At 48.0% G+C, this 18,424-nt stretch carries 17 protein-coding genes and 1 pseudogene; 11 read left to right on the forward strand and 7 right to left on the reverse strand.

Annotation, left to right across the window (positions count from 1 at the left end; all coding sequences use genetic code 11):
• Nucleotides 1-81: 81 nt before the first annotated feature.
• From BQ8005_RS03790 to BQ8005_RS03800, 4 genes are all read right to left on the reverse strand, one after another.
• The gene (locus tag BQ8005_RS03790; protein WP_075317104.1) at nt 82-738 is read right to left on the reverse strand and encodes a hypothetical protein; all 657 of its coding nucleotides are present in this window, start codon (nt 736-738) and stop codon (nt 82-84) included.
• A 6-nt stretch (nt 739-744) separates the two neighbouring features.
• Nucleotides 745-1,209: an N-acetylmuramoyl-L-alanine amidase gene (locus tag BQ8005_RS03795; protein WP_083610489.1), complete on the reverse strand. Its 465-nt coding sequence runs from the start codon at nt 1,207-1,209 to the stop codon at nt 745-747.
• A complete protein-coding gene (locus tag BQ8005_RS17330) occupies nt 1,209-1,322 on the reverse strand; it encodes a smalltalk protein (RefSeq protein ID WP_159436202.1) in 114 nt (37 codons plus the stop codon). The genes BQ8005_RS03795 and BQ8005_RS17330 overlap by 1 nt, the downstream gene beginning before the upstream one ends.
• Nucleotides 1,323-1,443: 121 nt before the next feature.
• A complete protein-coding gene (locus BQ8005_RS03800; protein WP_021847230.1) occupies nt 1,444-1,926 on the reverse strand; it encodes an HU family DNA-binding protein in 483 nt (160 codons plus the stop codon).
• A 163-nt stretch (nt 1,927-2,089) separates the two neighbouring features.
• On the opposite strand from BQ8005_RS03800, the gene BQ8005_RS03805 reads away from it, so the two are divergent.
• Nucleotides 2,090-2,308: a DUF4248 domain-containing protein gene (locus tag BQ8005_RS03805; RefSeq protein ID WP_021847229.1), complete on the forward strand. Its 219-nt coding sequence runs from the start codon at nt 2,090-2,092 to the stop codon at nt 2,306-2,308.
• A 2,863-nt stretch (nt 2,309-5,171) separates the two neighbouring features.
• Nucleotides 5,172-5,432: a CHAT domain-containing protein gene (locus BQ8005_RS17895; protein ID WP_083610490.1), complete on the forward strand. Its 261-nt coding sequence runs from the start codon at nt 5,172-5,174 to the stop codon at nt 5,430-5,432.
• Nucleotides 5,433-5,549: 117 nt separating this feature from the next.
• Here BQ8005_RS17895 and BQ8005_RS03820 read toward each other — a convergent pair whose 3' ends face one another.
• On the reverse strand, nt 5,550-7,898 hold the full coding sequence (locus BQ8005_RS03820; protein WP_083610491.1) for a DUF3987 domain-containing protein: 2,349 nt from the start codon (nt 7,896-7,898) through the stop codon (nt 5,550-5,552).
• Between the two features lie 259 nt (nt 7,899-8,157).
• On the opposite strand from BQ8005_RS03820, the gene BQ8005_RS03825 reads away from it, so the two are divergent.
• The gene (locus BQ8005_RS03825) at nt 8,158-8,394 is read left to right on the forward strand and encodes a hypothetical protein (RefSeq protein ID WP_021847225.1); all 237 of its coding nucleotides are present in this window, start codon (nt 8,158-8,160) and stop codon (nt 8,392-8,394) included.
• A gap of 90 nt (nt 8,395-8,484) precedes the next feature.
• On the opposite strand, the gene BQ8005_RS03830 is transcribed toward BQ8005_RS03825, so the two are convergent.
• The gene (locus tag BQ8005_RS03830; RefSeq protein ID WP_075318914.1) at nt 8,485-9,045 is read right to left on the reverse strand and encodes a hypothetical protein; all 561 of its coding nucleotides are present in this window, start codon (nt 9,043-9,045) and stop codon (nt 8,485-8,487) included.
• A 1-nt stretch (nt 9,046) separates the two neighbouring features.
• Nucleotides 9,047-9,247, reverse strand: coding sequence for a hypothetical protein (locus BQ8005_RS17335; protein WP_159436203.1), 201 nt, complete (start codon nt 9,245-9,247; stop codon nt 9,047-9,049).
• Nucleotides 9,248-9,989: 742 nt separating this feature from the next.
• On the opposite strand from BQ8005_RS17335, the gene rfbA reads away from it, so the two are divergent.
• The 8 genes and pseudogenes from rfbA to tnpC all read left to right on the forward strand — a co-directional run bounded on the left by rfbA (nt 9,990) and on the right by tnpC (nt 18,323).
• Nucleotides 9,990-10,892, forward strand: a complete 903-nt coding sequence (gene rfbA / locus BQ8005_RS03835) for a glucose-1-phosphate thymidylyltransferase RfbA (RefSeq protein WP_075317108.1) — start codon at nt 9,990-9,992, stop codon at nt 10,890-10,892.
• Between the two features lie 71 nt (nt 10,893-10,963).
• Nucleotides 10,964-11,521 (forward strand): dTDP-4-dehydrorhamnose 3,5-epimerase, encoded by a 558-nt coding sequence (gene rfbC / locus BQ8005_RS03840; RefSeq protein ID WP_075317109.1) that lies wholly within the window; start codon nt 10,964-10,966, stop codon nt 11,519-11,521.
• Nucleotides 11,522-11,663: 142 nt separating this feature from the next.
• Nucleotides 11,664-12,578, forward strand: coding sequence for a dTDP-4-dehydrorhamnose reductase (rfbD, locus tag BQ8005_RS03845; RefSeq protein ID WP_075317110.1), 915 nt, complete (start codon nt 11,664-11,666; stop codon nt 12,576-12,578).
• Between the two features lie 32 nt (nt 12,579-12,610).
• Nucleotides 12,611-13,753: a dTDP-glucose 4,6-dehydratase gene (locus BQ8005_RS03850; RefSeq protein WP_075317111.1), complete on the forward strand. Its 1,143-nt coding sequence runs from the start codon at nt 12,611-12,613 to the stop codon at nt 13,751-13,753.
• 15 nt (nt 13,754-13,768) lie between these two features.
• Complete coding sequence (locus BQ8005_RS03855; protein ID WP_075317112.1) at nt 13,769-15,037, forward strand: oligosaccharide flippase family protein; 1,269 nt, start codon at nt 13,769-13,771, stop codon at nt 15,035-15,037.
• A gap of 62 nt (nt 15,038-15,099) precedes the next feature.
• On the forward strand, nt 15,100-16,176 hold the full coding sequence (locus BQ8005_RS17900) for an EpsG family protein (RefSeq protein WP_075317113.1): 1,077 nt from the start codon (nt 15,100-15,102) through the stop codon (nt 16,174-16,176).
• A 75-nt stretch (nt 16,177-16,251) separates the two neighbouring features.
• Nucleotides 16,252-16,598, forward strand: a pseudogene (locus BQ8005_RS17500) (hypothetical protein); the annotation flags it as partial.
• On the forward strand, nt 16,584-18,323 hold the full coding sequence (gene tnpC / locus BQ8005_RS03870) for an IS66 family transposase (protein ID WP_075317114.1): 1,740 nt from the start codon (nt 16,584-16,586) through the stop codon (nt 18,321-18,323). The pseudogene BQ8005_RS17500 and the gene tnpC, both read left to right, overlap by 15 nt.
• The last annotated feature ends 101 nt before the right edge of the window (nt 18,324-18,424 follow it).

The following is an 18,424-nucleotide window of genomic DNA, read 5'->3' on the forward strand; positions in this document are numbered from 1 at the left end:
TTTTCAGGTACGGATGACATTTATTTTCTCATGCAGCCGCTCCGCAATGATTCATCCGTACCTGTTTTTTACATTCTAGCATCAATAATAACTGATTACCCTCTTTTCCGTCAAATGTTCCGTTTCCACCACTGTCTTGTTCTCACCTTCCCCTCCCTCGTTGTATAATGTGTTTGTAGTCTTACGCTCTACGTCTCTTTGGATCCAATTACCTTGCTCATCCCATTCACGGTACGTATAAACATTTTCCTGTTTCTCCATTCCCGTTTCATATCCATACTCCTTGGACATAGTTACCGGTCCATTTTCTTTTCCTTCGTACGTATATACTTCTGTCACTCTCGACATATATTCCTGATAGGCATATCGTATGACCCTTCCCTGATTATCAAATTCATATTCAAAAGGAAGTTCAATACCCTGTTCGTCTTCCTCCCTGCGGAGATTGTCCTCACAGCTGATCTGAAAAGGACCGATGCCGTTTATCTTATAGCGGGTCGGACTCTCATACTCATACATGTTACTTCCACCATCCTTCCAAACCACGCTTGTCAGATTCCCGAGGGTGTCAAAATTAATGGTATAATCCTCATATTCGACGCTTCTCACGTCACCGACCAGGCCATACCCTTGAACAGCCGTAAACTTCAGTTCCTCCGGGCGCTGGAACTTACCCGATTTTGCCGTACAGCCCAGCAATAATGCAGCCACTGCACACAGACATAACACATGTTTCATAACGATTTAAGTTTTACAGGTTTTTACTTTCTGCAAAGATAAATCATTCTTATAAAAATCCAAACATTTCCTCAATTTATTCACCTCAAAACAAGGGCACTCATTCCCCGGATCCAGCTCCCGATGTCCTACGACCAGCGCCTGCGGAAACCGCTCCTTCAGCTCCCCGACCAGGGCCGACAGGCTGATCTTCTGCGCCTCCGTCCGCGTGTCCTTTGCACGGCCCTCCGCATCCAGCCCGCCTTCGTAGCAGATGCCGATGCTGTGACGGTTGTGGTTGCGGCAGTGCGCCCCTACCTGCTCCAGCGGACGCCCCCGGTGGACGGTCCCGTCGCGCGTGATGTAGTAGTGATACCCGATGTCCCGGAATCCCCGGTGACGGATGTGGTCCCTGCGACAGTCTTCAAAGCCAAAGCTCTGCCCCTCGCGGGTGGCAGAGCAATGGAGAATAATCAGCGTAATCGTCCTCATCACGACATACACGACGCTACACCAAACACACCGGCCAGGGCTGTCGCCACGGTCACAATAATCTTGAGCACAAGGCTCCACACGTTTTTCTTTTTCGTTGTTGTTTCGCTCACTTTGGTAATGGATAATTAAGAATGGATAATTGAAAATTGAGAATGGATAATTGAGAATTGAAAACTGACAATGACCTGCGGACAGGCTAATTATCCATTTTCAATTCTCCATTCTCCATGATTACAGCGGACTTCCTCCTTCCTCGTCCTCGTTGTCACTGCCTCCCGGCGTCGTACCGCCTGTTCCGGCCGTCTCGCCGTCTACCACATACTCGGACAGCTCGCGAAGCGTACCCTCCAGGTTGAGCTTCGCGTTGCTCAGCTCGCCCGTGGCACGTGCCCGCAGCTTCAGTCCCTTCACGTTTTCGCTCACTTTGAACTCGGCGGCACTCGGAGCCCCGTGGTCGCTGACGATGCCCACCGAGAAGATGGCCAGGTCGTCCAGCTTCACGTTCTTGCTGTCCAGGATCAGCTCCTTGATACAGCTCACCATATCTGCCAATACTCCCTTGATCACACCAGGCGAAAACGGCGTGTTGTGTTTCGACATGTGCTTGGACAAGGCGTCGATGTCCAGCGTTTCCTCGATCACGGGGCGTGCATACCACAACCCCTTCAGCGGACTGTTTTCTCCAGTCACTTGATACTTTTTGTAACGAATCATTTTGTTAATTGTTAATTGATAATTGATAATTGGAAATTTGTTACCACAAAGATACACCCTCTCCTTCCACCCGTTTCCCCTTCTCTCCACCTCCCTACGCTTTTGTACCGTTATTTTCGTTTAAACCTTTGGAAATCTGACAGAAAAGGTGTAATTTTGACGTATGGAAACCTTCAAGATAAAGACATACGGGCGCACCGAACTGGCCCTACTCTACTCCCCCGAACTCTCCGCCCAGGGAGCCTGGCGGAAACTGTTGCGATGGATCAATCATCATCCCACCCTGGGCGCACGCCTGGCCGCCACTGGTCTCACGTCCCATTCCCGCGTCTTCACCCCCGCCCAGGTCCGCCTCATTGTAGAAGCGCTGGGAGAGCCTTGAGACAATTGAAAATGGAGAATTGATAATGGAGAATGGGAAATAGGGAAATGGGGAAAAAGTACACTTCAATTTTCATTTTTAAAACAAAAATCTCTACATTTGTCCCAAGAGAAAAAAGGAGGGACCATGTTGAGAATCAAAACACAGTGGATCTGTTGGGCACTGTTGCTCTTCCTGTTGCTGGTAAACAATACGGAAGCGAAAGCCCAGTCGGCCGATGAACTCATCAACGAATATCGGGCCTGGATGGCGAACACTATCCCCGTCCGGAAGGTATGGACACGGAAACACTGTTCAGAACAGCCCTCTGGGCCATCTACGACGGACAGCGCGAACCGGAAGTCAAAGCCCTGCTGCGGACAGCCGCCCAAAAGGTCCCCGAGCTACAGGCTTATGCCGACTGGCTGGACAGCGGAAAAAGCGATCCGTGTTCCGAAGCAGTCACCCGGGCTCTCCAGGCACTCACCCGGGCATCCGGCGAACAGTTGGGCACCCGCCACCCGGCCACCGCATGGTGCCGCCTCCTCCTTTCCATCCAGCTGAGCACGACGCAGGACGTCACCGCCCAGGTAGACCAGCTGATCAAAGACCTGCAACAACCCACCACCGGGACCGACCGCGAAAGGCTGTCCCTCCTCTGTGCGGCCAGGCTGACCCAGTTCACCAACCGTCTGTGGGACCGGTTCGTCGAAGATCCCGAAACCTATCCCGAGCTGCTCGAGACGGAGCAGGAAGTCCTCACCCTCTACCCCGTCCAATCGAAAACCGCCGACCACACCCGGGCCTTCCTCTACTACCTGCTGGCAGAAGCCAAGTCCACCATGAGCCATCAGGTGGAAGCCAACTGGGCACAAAATCAGTTTGGCTGGCAGGACAGTACCGGATATTTCAAACTGAATAATGGAATCGTAAGCAATGCCGACTTCTATTACTACCAGGCCTACCAACTGTATCGCGTCCTGTACCCCGAAGGACATCCCGAGGTCATCCATCTGCTGCGCTCCTACAACATTTTCATATTCAACAGTTCAACCGTGGATCAATCGATATTGCAAGGTGTCCAGCTTCTGGACGACTACATGCAAGTCTATTATCCCGAAGGCTCCGTAGAACGCAGCCTGATCCGCACAGACCTATGGGCCTGCAGGCTGCTGATGGGGGAACCCAATCCCGATGCCACCGACTGTCCCGCACTACTGAAAAAACTGGAGCAATGCTGGGGCACAGACAATTACCACTACGTCAACCTCCTGGGATTTCTGGCAGCCTTTGCTGGAGCCAGCGGCCTTGCCGAAACCGAAAATATACTGGACAGCCTCGATGCCCTGCTGGACCGTCGCTACGCAGCCCAACCACTGAAGAAAGCCTACCTGCTGAACTCAGTCTATTCATCCCTGAAAGACCGTTTCCCAGAACGGGCCACCGAACGGATGACACAAGCCTATACGCTCTACCGCACCCATCACGACAGCAGCATGCTATCCATCGCGCTGGGAAGACAGCTCGTTGAGAATAGCAAAACCGGATCTTCAAACAACCAGCTGGCTGTAGAAATGCAAGGTTACGTATGCGCCGACACCAAAGCCCGTTTCGGAGTCTCCTCTCCCATCACCTTTGGCTCGGAGCAAGACCTGGCCATACTCACGGCAAATATTGACATAGAAAAAGCGGATGCACTGTTTTCCGATCTCATTGCCCGGATGCAAGCAGCAGGAGTAGACTGTACAGCGACCCGTAACGCCTACCTCGACTGCCTCTTCTCCGTAGGAAAATATCCGCAGGCTATCGAAGTATGTCGTCTGTTGATAGAAGATACAACTCATGGCACACAGAACCAAAAATGCAATCAGTTGCTGATGTACACCTACCTGTTGGGAAAAACCGGAGGCAGCGAGACGGAAAGAGCCGACAGCTATGCAAAGGCCACCCAAATGTTCACAGCCATCGAAGACTCCTTGAATTTCAGCACCTATAGCTTTGAACTGGCAGCCGATTACCTGATGGAGAAGGGACGCTACCAGGAAGCCGTGGACATGCTCGACCGTGGCATCGCCCTGAACCAATGGCAAACCTGGGGCAACGTAGCAGACCCACATTACCTGTCCATGGCAGCTCTGAAAAACGAAATCCTCTACAACAATCTGAATCAGATGGTCGAAGCCAAACGCCTCATCAGCCAACAACTACAGAACTACAATCCCGACCGCATCACCTACTATACGACAGACATTCTGGATTTCCTGTGGCGATCCTACTACCTGATAGCCAATGAAAACGGTCAGGACTTCGAACAAATATTACCCCTCATGATGCCTATCCTGCAGATTACGGTCAAGCTGTATGCCCAAAGCGGCAACGACCCGCAATTCCTGATGCGCTACGGAACAGAAATGGTCAACATGGTCGTGGACTACCTGCTGAATATGAAAATGCTGGAGAAACAGATAGACATGAGCCGACTGACAGCCGAACAGAAAAAGTCCTGGCAACAGAACCGGGAAATGCAGGACAACTATCGGCAACAGACAGAAACCATCATCAAGCAACTCGAAAAAGACTTTCCCGTCTACGACCCTACCTATCGGTCAAACCAAGGATATATCGGCCTCATCTACCGGATAGGACAATATTATCAGACCCTGGTACCCGCCCCCGAACAGGCACTCCACTACCTGAAACAATATGTAGAACTGCAAAAGAATCAGCCTCAGAAGGCTTTTTACGCCTGGATTGCCCTGGGCGACTTCTATAACGGACAGCAGCAGCCCACTCAGGCGTTGGAAGCCTATCTCGAAGCCGAGAAGCAGCTGGACCTGCTGGAACAGATTGCTCCCGCCGACCACACCACCCTGGAAAGCCGCCTGTGCGGCCTCTATTGCCAGCAGGGGCAGTTCGCAAAGGCGTCTACGGTTTGCCGCGCGGCTTCAAGCAGGCCGGTGTCGAGTCGCTGCTCGTCAGCCTGTGGAGCGTCAACGACCGCTCCACCTCCCTGCTCATGTCCGGATTCTACCGCTACTGGCTGGAAGGAAAACCCGTGCGCGAGGCGCTGGAGCAGGCCGTCCGGGAAGTGAGAAAACAGTATCCACAGCCCTATTACTGGGCGCCGTTCGTGTTGCTGGACTAGCGTCCCAGTCCTCCACTCTATCCCTCCAGACCTCCGCTTCAGCCGTCCAAACCTCAACATTTTTTAAGCTCAACGCTCACGTTTACCCCTTGGACGCCTTGTCGAGCGAAATGGCCTCTAGAGCCGTTTATAGACTTTTCCTTCGTGTTTCAGCACGCCTCGTTCCGTCATTCTTTTCAAAATCCTTCGCACGCTCGATTCCGGCAGTTCCTGCCGCTGCGCCTCCTCCATCAGCTCCCTGTAGGTGAACGTCCCGGGCAGCTTCTCCAGCACCGGCAGCAGGCGGGCGAAGGGCTGCAACGGACGCACCCGCCTCTCATAGGCAGGGATGGACGAGCTCAGCAGCAAGGCATGTTCCAGCAACACCGCCGCGATGGCCAGCGATGCGTCCAGGTCCTCGTCCGAACAGTAGCGCGTCGACATCGCCCACAGCTCGTCCTCCCCCTTGCGCAGGGCCGTCAGCACCGCCGCGATGCGTGCCGCTATCAGCCCCATGCGCATCACCGACGACGCCATGCGTTCGCCCCCTTCGGCCACCACCTCCTGCAACTTGCGGCTGAAGAAAGTCGAGTGGCGGCGCCACTGCTCCCGCGTCAGCTCCACGTCCGTGCGCCGCCCCTTCATCATCTCGTGCATCTTCAGCACCCGCTTGCCCAGTTCGCGGAAATGCGTCCGCAGGTTCTGCACCTGCCCCTCCGCACTGGCGTCGCGCCACACGTATTGCGGCTGCACCTGGTAGGCCGCCAGTCGGCTGAAGAGTCCGTCCTCCGTGTTGTGCACCAGCGACAGGAATTGCATCGGCGTACCCGTCATGCACAGCGCCAGCATCGGATAGGGCACGAACACCGGCTTGCCGTCTACCTTGAACGACGAGCTGATGGGTTCGTGGTGGAAGCAGGCGCGCAGCACGTCGTCCTGCTTGCCATAGTCCTGCCCGATGGCAGCCGACAGCGCGTCTATTTCCGACGTATGCAGCACGCCGGACACCTCGCGGTTGGCCCACAGCTGGCGGTAGAGCATGGACTTCGACGTGTTGGGCGATATCTGGAAATAGATGCGTTCCGGCTCCTTGGGCTTCGGTTCCGTCTTCTCGCCCTTGCGTCCCTTGCGCATGCGCTCGCTGAAGTCCTCGTTCCACTGTTGCAGCCGGGCCTCGTAGGCCGCCTGTTCCTCCTCGCCGCGGGCCAGGTAGTAGTCGTGCAGCGGATGCGACAGGTAGGACACCTGCGTCACGATGCCTTTTCCTGTAGCTGCCGGTGCCACGACGGCAAAATACAGGTGCGGACGCATGTCGTGGCGGTCGTAGTGGAAGTGTACGTCCGGCAGACAGGCGCTCAGGTGGGTCAGCATCGCCATCAGCACCATGTCCCTCTCCCGCCGGTCCATGGCCACCGTCAGCCCCTCCTTCAGCAGCTGCGGCAGGCCGTCGAAAATGGCGTCGTCGAAGTAAGGCAACGCCCCTCTCAGCCTTTCATTATTTTCTGACAAATCCAGTTCCGCGTCCCGATCGTCCGCTTCGACAGGGTGTCCATAGTGGCGGTCGTGAGCGTTGAGCTTATTTTTTTCGGACACGTTTCCCTCCGATTTCCTGCTCAGATAGCTGTATCCGTCCGATAAGCATTTCCGAATTTCTGACTCCGAAAGTGTCGTACTTCCCAATTTCCCCGTAACCAGCTTTTTCAGCTCTTCCAGCTCCTGTGGCGAAAGGTTTTTACATCTTGCCGTCCGTCCCAGCTTCAGCAGCAGCTCGTGTCGGTGTCCCTTCTCGAAGCCGTTCTGTTGCAGGAAGTAGTCCAGCATCCCCTGCAGCATGCCGCTTCCCTCGCCCTGCGGTTCGCCCCCTTCGGTGTCCGCCTCCTGCTGCATCCGGCGCTTCGCTTCCAGCCGGTCCTCGTCCGTCTCCAGTCCGCGCCAGGCCATCATCCGTGCCCCGTAGTTCACGTACAGCTCCTCGTCGTGCGCCGCGCTGCACAGGCGTCCCACGTTGCGGCACGCCTCGTCCACCTGGCATCCCGTCCGCTGTTCCATCCATCGCCCCACGACGCGATACGCCCTGAGGTACTCCTCCGTGCTCGTCACGTCCACGCGGATCACCGCCTTCACCCCCTCGCCGGACACCGACGTCCAGGCCAGCATCACGCAGTCCGTCATCCGCAGCCTTTCGAGCAGTTGCGTGCGTGCCGCCCCCACGTGGTCCCAGTCGAACATCATCAGCCCCGTCAGCCGCTTCAGGTCCTTCTCCTGCCTGCCCCCTTCGAACACAGCGGCCAGTGTGGCGGCAGGCAGCGCCCGTTTCACCCGTGCCGCCTCCCCTTCGCTTCCTTGGGCCGTCAGCCGGCGGTATTCCTCTGTCAGTCGTTTCACCTCCCCGTTCGTGCGTATCCAGTCCACGAAGCGGGCCACCGTCATCTCCATCGGTTCCTTGTCATACAAATTGCGGAACCCCGAAATCATTGTTGTCTCCATAGTTTAATTGATAATTGAAAATTGATAATTAATAATTCTTCATTCCTCATTCTTCATTCTTCATTTTATTCTTCATTGTTCATTAATCATTAACAAATTTCCTTCTTCTTTCTCAATCTTGCAAATCAGAAAATACGGGCATAAAATCCATTCAGACGCACTACACAGGCACTATTCCGCACATTTATCCCAACATCCCCGTTTAAAATAAATTTTCATTTTCACATATTAGCCGGACAAACTTTTAAATCCTGTACTTATGAAAAAGATTTTTCGTGTCGAAGTATGGATCGACGATAAGCACTTCCATACCCTGCAAGGCGAAGTAAGTCATGTCCGCAACCGTCGTCTGGCCCTGACGCAGATTTTCCGCAACATCCTGCGCCAGCTCTACACCCACGGCCATCTTCCAGCCACACACGAAGAGTTCCGTACCCTACGCACCTTGCGTACCCTCGTCAATCGTCTGGAGAGCCATTTCCAGGCAGAAGACTGACAACGGACAGCAATAGCGGTTAGTAACCATCCCAGTATGGAATACTAACCGCTATTTAACACCGCCAAAAATGATGAAGAATAAAAGAAACTACATACAATAAATGTCCAGAAGGTAGTCTTTCAATCGTTGGGCCTCTAAATTAATATCATCTGCTGATCCACGATTCACCAACATAAAAGAACTCGCCTCCTCAAAATAAAAATGCTCAAAAACACGATTGCCAATTTTTCTCAAAGTCAACTCCTTGTATATCCTGAATCGCTGATTATTGGAAAAATTTTCTTCGGTATGCGTACGTAAATCCCGACTGTTTGCCCCATTGACTACAAAAGAGGCCGTAGGATATTTAGACAGGATATCAGGAATTACCTCAAAACAAGTCAAAAGCAATCTCACCAGATTTTTATAGTCATGAGCATTAATAATTCTATGATATTTATTTATATTTTTCCGATCACGAGCCGCATAAAATTTAAGCGCAAAAGCATTATTATGTTTTTCAACTCTTATGATATACTTCAAACGCTGAGTTTTCTCGTTTCTTTCTGTGAAAAATTTATAGACAAATGCCATATCAAAAGCGTCACCTTGAACCGGTGACGCTTTCTGTATAAAAATCAAGTTATATGGTTTAAGACTATCTAACACATCAGAACATCTTACTACATGAAACATAAGGTTCTGACAACCCTGATACATCAAAGCTCTTCACTTCTTTCACCAGACTACGATAATCTACTTTTTTTATTTCAGACATAGATTGCCAGCCCAAACGTTCAGCCTTCGTTTTCTTCCCTAAAGAAGTCTTCCCATTTACGACTATTTCAGATGTATGTAAAAATGAACCCATATCTTTCGTTGTTATCTATCGGCAAAGGTACAAATTAAAATCAGATCATTTTTCTATCAGGCCAATAATTTATAATCCATACTACAATTTTAACATTTTCATATCACCTCAAGCCAAGCCGAAGGATCTTCCTGGAAGTAAACACAAAAAATTCTCAATTCTCAATTCTCAATTCTCAATTAATGAAGCTCCTTGGAAGTAAAAATAAAAAAAACCTTTTTTATTTTGTACTTCGCTCGGTTTGCACTATCTTTGTCCCCGCAGAAACTGAACTTGACGTCCGTCTCTCCGATCATCTACCTGTGAGAGGCGACCGCGTAGCGTACCCGGACGTTCCGTCCTCCCCTTCCGCAAACAAGCATCAGCTTCTACTCTACTCCACCCGCAACACACTGACAAACAACCTGTATCTGAGCTTTTCGCGAGTCCGGACTGTTTGTGTTGCGTCAGGAGTCTTCAGCCGCAGGCGGGCCGTCTGTGTTCCGACACAGACCGCTTTTCATCCTTCATCCCCGCCGGCGCGCTGTCATTACTACTTGTTAAAAAATATAATCTTGCAAACAAACACAGACGAATAGTGAGGCTAAAAATGCTATATCTACAGAGCATATCCACAAAGCCTAGCTATAATTTAGCATTGATCATTCATATTATCCACCTCTCTCCTTCTATCCTTTTGTCAGTAGAAAGTACACCTCAATGGAAGGAGAAACAACAAATATTCATCTAACATACAATCCCCATGAAAGGAATCGTATTAGCCGGTGGTAGCGGGACACGTTTGTACCCCATCACCAAAGGCGTGAGCAAACAGCTGCTCCCCATCTTCGACAAACCGATGATTTATTACCCCATCTCGGTGCTGATGCTGGCAGGTATCCGCGAGATATTGATTATCTCCACGCCCTACGACCTACCGGGCTTCAAACGCTTGCTGGGCGACGGTTCGGACTACGGCGTACACTTTGAGTATGCGGAACAACCCAGTCCCGACGGACTGGCACAGGCGTTCATCATCGGAGCGGATTTCATTGGCGATGATTCTGCGTGCCTGGTGCTGGGCGACAACATCTTCCACGGCAACGGACTGAGCGCGATGCTGAAAGAAGCGGTGCGCACGGCGGAAGAGGAAAAGAAAGCGACGGTGTTTGGCTACTGGGTGAGCGACCCGGAACGCTACGGCGTGGCGGAGTTTGACAACGAAGGAAATTGTCTCTCCATCGAGGAGAAGCCACAGCATCCGAAATCGAACTATGCGGTGGTAGGTCTGTACTTCTACCCGAACAAGGTGGTGGACATAGCGAAGCGCATCAAGCCGTCGGCCCGCGGGGAGCTGGAGATTACGACTGTGAATCAGGAGTTCCTGCAAGACGGAGAACTGAAGGTGCAGACGTTGGGCCGCGGTTTTGCCTGGCTGGACACGGGTACGCATGACTCGCTGAGCGAGGCGTCGACGTTTATCGAGGTGATCGAGAAGCGGCAGGGCTTGAAGGTTGCCTGCCTGGAAGGTATTGCGTTCCGTCAGGGCTGGATCACAGCCGACAAGATGCGCGAGCTGGCGAAGCCGATGCTGAAGAACCAGTACGGACAGTACCTGCTACAGGTAGTGGACGAGGTGGAACGGACGGGAAAAGCAAACCTATAAAAATGAAGAATGAAGAATGAAAAATGAAGAATTAATTTTCAATTTTCAATTCTCAATTATCAATTAATAAAGTGGACGTAATAAAGACAAGTATAGACGGCGTGGTGATTATCGAACCACGCATTTTCAGGGACGCGAGAGGATATTTCTTCGAATCGTTCTCGCAACGGGAGTTTGACGAGAAGGTAAAGCCTGTGACTTTTGTACAGGACAACGAAAGCATGTCGAGCTATGGCGTGATGCGCGGCCTGCACTTCCAGCGTCCGCCGTATGCGCAGAGCAAGCTGGTGCGTTGCGTGAAGGGTGCGGTATTGGATGTGGCGGTGGATATCCGAAAAGGAAGCCCCACGTACGGGCAGCACGTGGCCGTAGAGCTGACGGAGGACAACCACCGGCAGTTCTTCATCCCGCAGGGCTTCGCGCACGGATTTGCCGTATTGAGTGAGACGGCGGTGTTCCAGTACAAGTGTGACAACTTCTACCATCCGGAAGCGGATGGTGGCATCAGCATCCTGGACGAAAGTCTGGGCATCGACTGGCGGATACCGACGGAGAAGGTAATACTGAGCGAGAAGGACACGAAGCATCCGTTACTGAAGGATTTTGAAACGCCGTTTGTCAAATATTAAATATCAAATATTAAATATTTCTGTAATGGGGTAGGCTTGTCATGTTGAGCGGAACGGAGTGGAGTCGAAACATCTCGGGGATTCTTCGCGTTGCTCAGAATGACACTAATAAATTCTTCATTCATCATTCTTCATTTAATTTATGAATATCTTAGTAACCGGTGCCAACGGCCAGCTGGGCAATGAAATGAGGTTGGTCAGTAAGGCATCCTCACATACATTTGTGTTTACGGATGTGGTGGAGGCGGAAGGCGTGGAAACGACGCTGCTCGACATCACTGATCTGGAAGCAGTACGCAGTATCGTACGGGAACGGGGCGTGCAGTGCATCGTGAACTGCGCGGCCTATACCAACGTGGACAAGGCGGAGAGTGACGAGGCTTTCTGCCGTGTGCTGAACGCTGACGCTCCCCGTAACCTGGCGCAGGCCATGAAGGAAGCGGGCGGACTGCTGGTGCATGTCTCTACGGACTACGTGTTCGGCGGAGATCCGTACAACACGCCTTGCAAGGAAGACCAGAAGGGTACGCCGACCGGTGTGTACGGACGCACCAAGCTGGAGGGGGAACAGCACATACTGGCTACGGGCTGCGACTACGTGATCCTCCGCACGGCCTGGCTGTACAGTGAGTTCGGCAGGAACTTCGTGAAAACCATGCTGAACCTGACCGCTACCAAGCCCCAGTTGAAGGTGGTGTTCGACCAGGCAGGAACGCCGACTTATGCCTACGACCTGGCACAGGCCATCCATACTGTGCTTGAAGACTATGTACAGGAACAGCCCCAGCAGGGCTACAGCAAGAACGGTATCTACCACTTCAGCAACGAAGGGGTATGCTCGTGGTATGACTTCACGAAGGTGATTGCTGCCTTGTCGGGGCATACGGAGTGTGACATCCAGCCCTGCCACAGCCATGAATTTCCCAGTCCAGTCATTCGTCCGGCTTATTCCGTATTGGACAAGACCAAGATCAAGGAGACTTTCGGTATCCGGATTCCGTACTGGATGGATTCGCTGAAGGTGTGTCTGCAAAACATGCAGGCACTCTGCCATTAACCATTTATCATTCACCATTAACCATTATTGAAATGAATTTCAAACGTAATATCGTAATCACCGGCGGTGCCGGTTTCATCGGTTCACATGTCGTAAGACTGTTTGTGAACAAGTATCCGGAGTATCGCATCATCAACCTGGACAAGCTGACGTATGCGGGTAATCTGGCCAATCTGAAAGATATAGAAAACAAACCGAACTACAAGTTTGTGAAGATGGACATCTGTGACTTCGAGGCTTTCTACCGCCTGATGCAAGAAGAACACGTGGACGGCATCATCCACCTGGCAGCGGAGAGCCACGTGGACCGCTCGATCAAGGACCCGTTTACCTTCGCACGGACGAATGTGATGGGTACGCTGAGCCTGCTACAGGCTGCGAAGCTGTATTGGGAAAGCCTGCCGGAGAAATATGAAGGCAAACGGTTCTACCATATCTCGACGGACGAGGTGTATGGAGCGCTGGAGATGACGCATCCCGAAGGTATCGAGCCGCCGTTTACGACGAAGGCATCGTCGGGTAAGCATCATCTGGCCTACGGTAAGGACTTCTTCTATGAGACGACGAAGTATAATCCGCACAGCCCGTACAGTGCCAGCAAGGCATCGAGCGATCACTTTGTACGTGCGTATCACGACACGTACGGGATGCCGACCATCGTGACGAACTGTTCGAACAACTACGGTCCGTACCAATTTCCGGAGAAGCTGATACCGCTGTTCATCAACAACATCCGTCACCGCAAACCGTTGCCGGTATATGGTAAGGGCGAGAATGTACGCGACTGGCTGTATGTGGAGGACCACGCACGGGCCATCGACGTCATCTTCCACAACGGAAAGATTGCCGAAACGTACAACATCGGCGGATTCAACGAGTGGAAGAATATCGACATCATCAAGGTGGTGATCAACACGGTGGACCGTCTGCTGGGCCGCAAGGAGGGTGAGGATATGGACCTGATCACGTACGTGACGGACCGTCTGGGCCACGACATGCGCTACGCCATCGACTCGACGAAGCTTCAGCAGGAGCTGGGCTGGGAGCCTAGTCTTCAGTTTGAGGAGGGTATCGAGAAGACGGTGCGCTGGTATCTGGACAACCAGGAGTGGATGGACAACGTGACGAGTGGAGACTACCAGAAGTACTATGAGATGATGTATCGTGAACGATAAGATAGTTTTTTATAGATGAATATAATATCAATATTAAAAAGTAAATCAAATGAAGTTAGAAATGTAAAATATCTTTTTATTTTACAACTTGTTGATAGGATAACCCCATTAATTGTTATTCCTTACCTAATGGTTACTTTAGGTGCTGAAAAGTATGGATATATTGGATTCTCGAGTGCAGTAATTCAATATTTGGTATTATTAACAAGTTTTGGATTTGCTCTTAGTGCTACTCAGAGAATTGCTGTGGCTAATCATAATGGGAAGGAAGAGATAAGTCGAATTTTTTTTTCAACGGTAATTGCTCAGGTATCACTTCTGATAGTAGGAACTATATTGGGTATTATAGTAATATTAAGTTTTAATAAGATAAAAATATACGCAGATACAATTCTTTGCACATATCCAATGGCTGTCGGTACTGCTCTTTCAACCACATGGTTCTTTCAGGGTATTGGAAAAATTCGGATTCCTGCATTGGTATTTTGTTTTAGTCGGATGCTAATACTGCCCTTAACGTTTATATTTGTAAAAAATAGTAAAGATTACAATTATGCGGCTATAATTCAATCCTTTGTATATATTATATCATCCGTAGTTAATATTATATTGATTATTAAACTAAATATTATTACTAAGGTTAGAATTGCTATCAGTGATATTTTACATGAGCTTAAAGAAAGCTATCCTCTTTTTTTATCGACATTCGCAACTTCTGCATATACTCAATTATTTACCATTATATTAGGATTTTTCTCTAGTTCTACTGTTGTTGGGCGTTATTCCGCTGCTGAAAAAATTATGCGATCGTTATGTTTTGCAATATATTCGCCTATTAGTACTGCATATTATCCTAAGATTTCATCATTAGCATTCGAAGATAAAGATTGTGCTAAAGTTCTGTTGTTGAAGTTGAAGCATATCATTTTAATAGTGATGATATGTTTATCTTTATGTCTCCTATTTTTTGCATCGCCATTGACTTCCATTTTAGGTAATGGTTACGATGGACTGACAACACTTGTGCGAATAATTTCCCCAACTCCTATTGCTATTGCTCTTGGTGCTATATATGGTCAAATGGGATTAATAGCTATGGGAAATTATGACTCTAAAAAATATTTTAAACAAGCTTATGTTATTGCGGCGTTTTTTTCGATTGCGTTAGTTTTTATTTTGACTTATTTTTACAAAGAAATAGGTACGGCTATCTCATTAGTTCTAACGGAATATTTTGTCTTTATAATGATGTATTATTATTGTAGAATTAAAATTTTCAGTTAATAGAATATCGGATGTTGAATAATGAACTGATTGGTAATTATAGTCATTGTTATCATTAGATTATGAATACTGCTCTAATTATATCTCTTGCAATATTATGTTTATTGATATTAGGAACTAAGGGAAATAATATAACGGCAAAATTGGTATTTCTATTTCTGATAAATGAGATTATTATTATTAGTGTAGAAACGCCTGATACCGAAGCGTACCGGAATTTTTATAATGCATTAGATAATCATGGATATTCCATTTATGATTTTGAATATGGATTTACGTTATTATCGATAATGTGTAAATCAATTTTTGGTGGAAATATTGCATGGCTATATTTGTTCTCTTCTTCAATTTGTTTTGTTATTACTTTGTATGCATGCAGAAATATTGTGTCTGTATTAACGAACATCAATCGAGGTCGTTTTCTTCTGTCTAGTATTATTGTTTATATTTCTTATTATGGACTGTATTATAATGCAATAGCTATTAGAGCCTCATTTTCACTTAGTCTGTCTATGCTCATTTTTTCTATTTTGCTGAAAAAAGGTATCTCATTTAAAAATTTCATTGCTGTTTTGGCACTTATTACGGTTTCATTTGCGTTTCACAATTCATCATTTGTTATATTTATGGTGCTTTCGTGTCTGTTTTTGCCGCAATTAACTCAAAAACAATATTTGATAATATCTATATTAATAATATCTTCATTCTATTTAAAACTGTCTAATCTGTTATTTAACATATTACCATTAGATTTATTATCTCTATCTATTTCTAGTAATGATGTTGCATATGGTTATAAAGTTGCGGGATATATTAATGATGCTCTACAAACGAATGCCAAAAGTAATTTTTTTATTTTACATTCGGTACTATTAATTTATTTGTTGTTGAATTATAGAAAAGATATTCCGTATCAATTACTTAATATATATATAGTAGGATTATTAATTCACTCTTTGTTCTCTTTTCTGCCATCCATAAATAGGGTCTCAGATTATTTTATTGTTTACTCATTCGTGTTGGTAGCATGGCTAATATCAAAATGTAAATTCAATATTGTACAATATTTTGTAATTTCGGTATTGATTTCTGCAAATTTTTTAGCAGTCTGTAGAATTATGAATGTAGTATATAGATAGAATTCTAGTAAGCAGTCAAAAAATGGCTATTAATTGAAATAGATAACTTCGCTGCCAAGCAAAATTTATAGAATTATGTATAGCAGTGAAGATCTTGAAAGGTTTTACTTTCAGTACCAGACCGAGGCTTTGCCTCATGGAGAATCTCTCCAATCGTTTTGTTTAAAGAACAAAGTCCCTTATAACATTTTCCAGAAATGGTTTAAGGATACCCGCAAAAAAGTAGTTGAGGTTCAGGTTGACGGTGCTCCTGAGATTACCCATGAAGAAAAGACTAAAATTGGTGACCGGCCTAAACCTGTATCAAGAAGCGGTAATGACAATCCCGTCCGCATATGGATAGACATCCGTATCAGAACGGATTACACTTGTCCCAAAAGAATTTAAGCTACCAGAATTTGGTTCGGATGGTAGAGAAGATGAATATAAATTATAGTGAAGGTATGGCAGACGATCAAAAAGACCGGTACATACAATACCTTGCTGAGCAGAATCAGGACCTCAGGTTGACAAATGACGCCATGAAGCTTGTCTTGGAGGATTTCATGGTTCAGATGAAGGAGCTGAAGGACCAGATGTCCTCCATGCAATCGAAACAGTCTGATTTGGAAAATCAGTTATCGGAAGAGCGCAAGCTTCGCAAATCGGCAGAACGTAAGGCAAAGTCTCTTCAGGAAAAACTTGATTTTGCCAATCAGGAACGTTTTGGCGACAGACGTCAACGGATAAACTCTAAAGCTAAAAAGAGTGCTTCTGACCGACAAAAGGAGAAAGATGATTATGACGGCACGGACGATACACTCCGTACGGATTCTGTAGACAATAACGAATCCCGGAATGAGCCGGCCCTTCCCAGAAAGGAACGTGACCTGGGCAATCGTCCCGACGAGTATAAAACGATGGGAGTGTCCGGAGAAGTGGTAGAGCATCCGTCAGATCTGACAAAGGTTCCCGGACGTATCATTGAAAGAAGGATGGTACGTGTATTCAGTTTCCGTACCTTCCTTACGGAAGAATGTTTTGAGATGGTTCATTATGCAGAGCCTGGTAAAAAGCCGAAGTGGGGTTATTTCCCCTCTGAAGGCCATCCGGAGGTAATAACCAGATTCGAGGGTACTAAAGCCACTCCTGAATTCCTGCAGGCCATCGCCTATGAAGTTTATGTAAAGAATGTGACCTTCGGCCTTCTGCACCAATGGCTGACGGATATGGGAATGACCATTTCTAAAAACACCTTACGCAACTGGCTTAAGAAAGGCAAGAAATACCTTGATGAACTGGTTCGTGTATTGAAGTCCGTTACCTTGGAAAAGGACTCGGTTGTGAACTGCGATGAGACCTGGTGCAAGGTGCGCAAATATGACCGTTATAAGAAGTGTTATATCTGGGTATTGGTCAACAAGGCTCAGAAAACAGCCATTTTCTTCTATGAGGATGGCTCCCGCGGCCGTGAGGTGCTTACGGATTTTCTGGGTGATGCGGAATTGAAGAGTATCATGTCCGACGGCTACAATGCTTATGTTTTTATCGGTGATGAGTTGAAATCGGCTCAGTTTAAGGATACTATCCATCAGGTTTGTATGTCCCATGCGAATAATAAGTTCGTTAAAGCCGGTAATCAAGGAGGCGAACCGGTAGCCGAACGTTTTTCAAAGCTTTTAAAGTGGTTCTTTTCTAAAGAACATATTTATGATGAAGCCGGTCTTACTCCGGAAGAGAGGCTACGGGAAAGGCAAAGTTTGGAAACGAAAGAACACCTGATAGAATTGCGCAGCCTGTTAGAGAGTGAACTGTCGAAGAATTCAGAATTTAGAAGTCAGTATTATACAGAAGCTCTTAATTACTTGAAGAAGTTTTGGAAGGAACTATTTGCTTTTCTGGACGATGGGGATCTTCCGATAGACAACAATCTGGCAGAGCGGACCATCCGGAAGCTGACTACTCAACGCAACAATTCACTTCATTATGGCAGTGATGCGGGTGCTGAGATGGCTGCCACTTATCATAGTGTAATAGGAACGGTAAAGCTTCATGGCAGTTCTGTCTGGAACTTCATCGGAACCTTTTTCAAAAATATCTTTAACGGTTGCAGAGACTATGTTAACATGGTTCCTGGCAAAATCACTTTGGCTACCAGCCAATGTTAAATTCAAAACTAATTAATTAACAAAACTCGATTTAGGGCACTGAAAAGTACCCTCTCAAAGAGGTATGCCCTAAATTGAGTGCTTACAGAATTCTATGAATG

The organism is Bacteroides togonis (assembly GCF_900130135.1).
GTDB lineage: Bacteria > Bacteroidota > Bacteroidia > Bacteroidales > Bacteroidaceae > Bacteroides > Bacteroides pullorum.

Coding starts and splice junctions, on each gene's coding strand:
- BQ8005_RS17900 (WP_075317113.1), top strand. CDS start 15,100: ATGAATACTGCTCTAATTATATCTCTTGCAATATTATGTTTATTGATA.
- BQ8005_RS03850 (WP_075317111.1), top strand. CDS start 12,611: ATGAATTTCAAACGTAATATCGTAATCACCGGCGGTGCCGGTTTCATC.
- tnpC (WP_075317114.1), top strand. CDS start 16,584: ATGGTAGAGAAGATGAATATAAATTATAGTGAAGGTATGGCAGACGAT.
- BQ8005_RS03825 (WP_021847225.1), top strand. CDS start 8,158: ATGAAAAAGATTTTTCGTGTCGAAGTATGGATCGACGATAAGCACTTC.
- BQ8005_RS17335 (WP_159436203.1), bottom strand. CDS start 9,247: ATGGGTTCATTTTTACATACATCTGAAATAGTCGTAAATGGGAAGACT.
- BQ8005_RS03820 (WP_083610491.1), bottom strand. CDS start 7,898: ATGGAGACAACAATGATTTCGGGGTTCCGCAATTTGTATGACAAGGAA.
- BQ8005_RS03805 (WP_021847229.1), top strand. CDS start 2,090: ATGGAAACCTTCAAGATAAAGACATACGGGCGCACCGAACTGGCCCTA.
- BQ8005_RS03795 (WP_083610489.1), bottom strand. CDS start 1,209: ATGAGGACGATTACGCTGATTATTCTCCATTGCTCTGCCACCCGCGAG.
- BQ8005_RS03790 (WP_075317104.1), bottom strand. CDS start 738: ATGAAACATGTGTTATGTCTGTGTGCAGTGGCTGCATTATTGCTGGGC.
- rfbD (WP_075317110.1), top strand. CDS start 11,664: ATGAATATCTTAGTAACCGGTGCCAACGGCCAGCTGGGCAATGAAATG.
- BQ8005_RS03855 (WP_075317112.1), top strand. CDS start 13,769: ATGAATATAATATCAATATTAAAAAGTAAATCAAATGAAGTTAGAAAT.
- BQ8005_RS03800 (WP_021847230.1), bottom strand. CDS start 1,926: ATGATTCGTTACAAAAAGTATCAAGTGACTGGAGAAAACAGTCCGCTG.
- rfbA (WP_075317108.1), top strand. CDS start 9,990: ATGAAAGGAATCGTATTAGCCGGTGGTAGCGGGACACGTTTGTACCCC.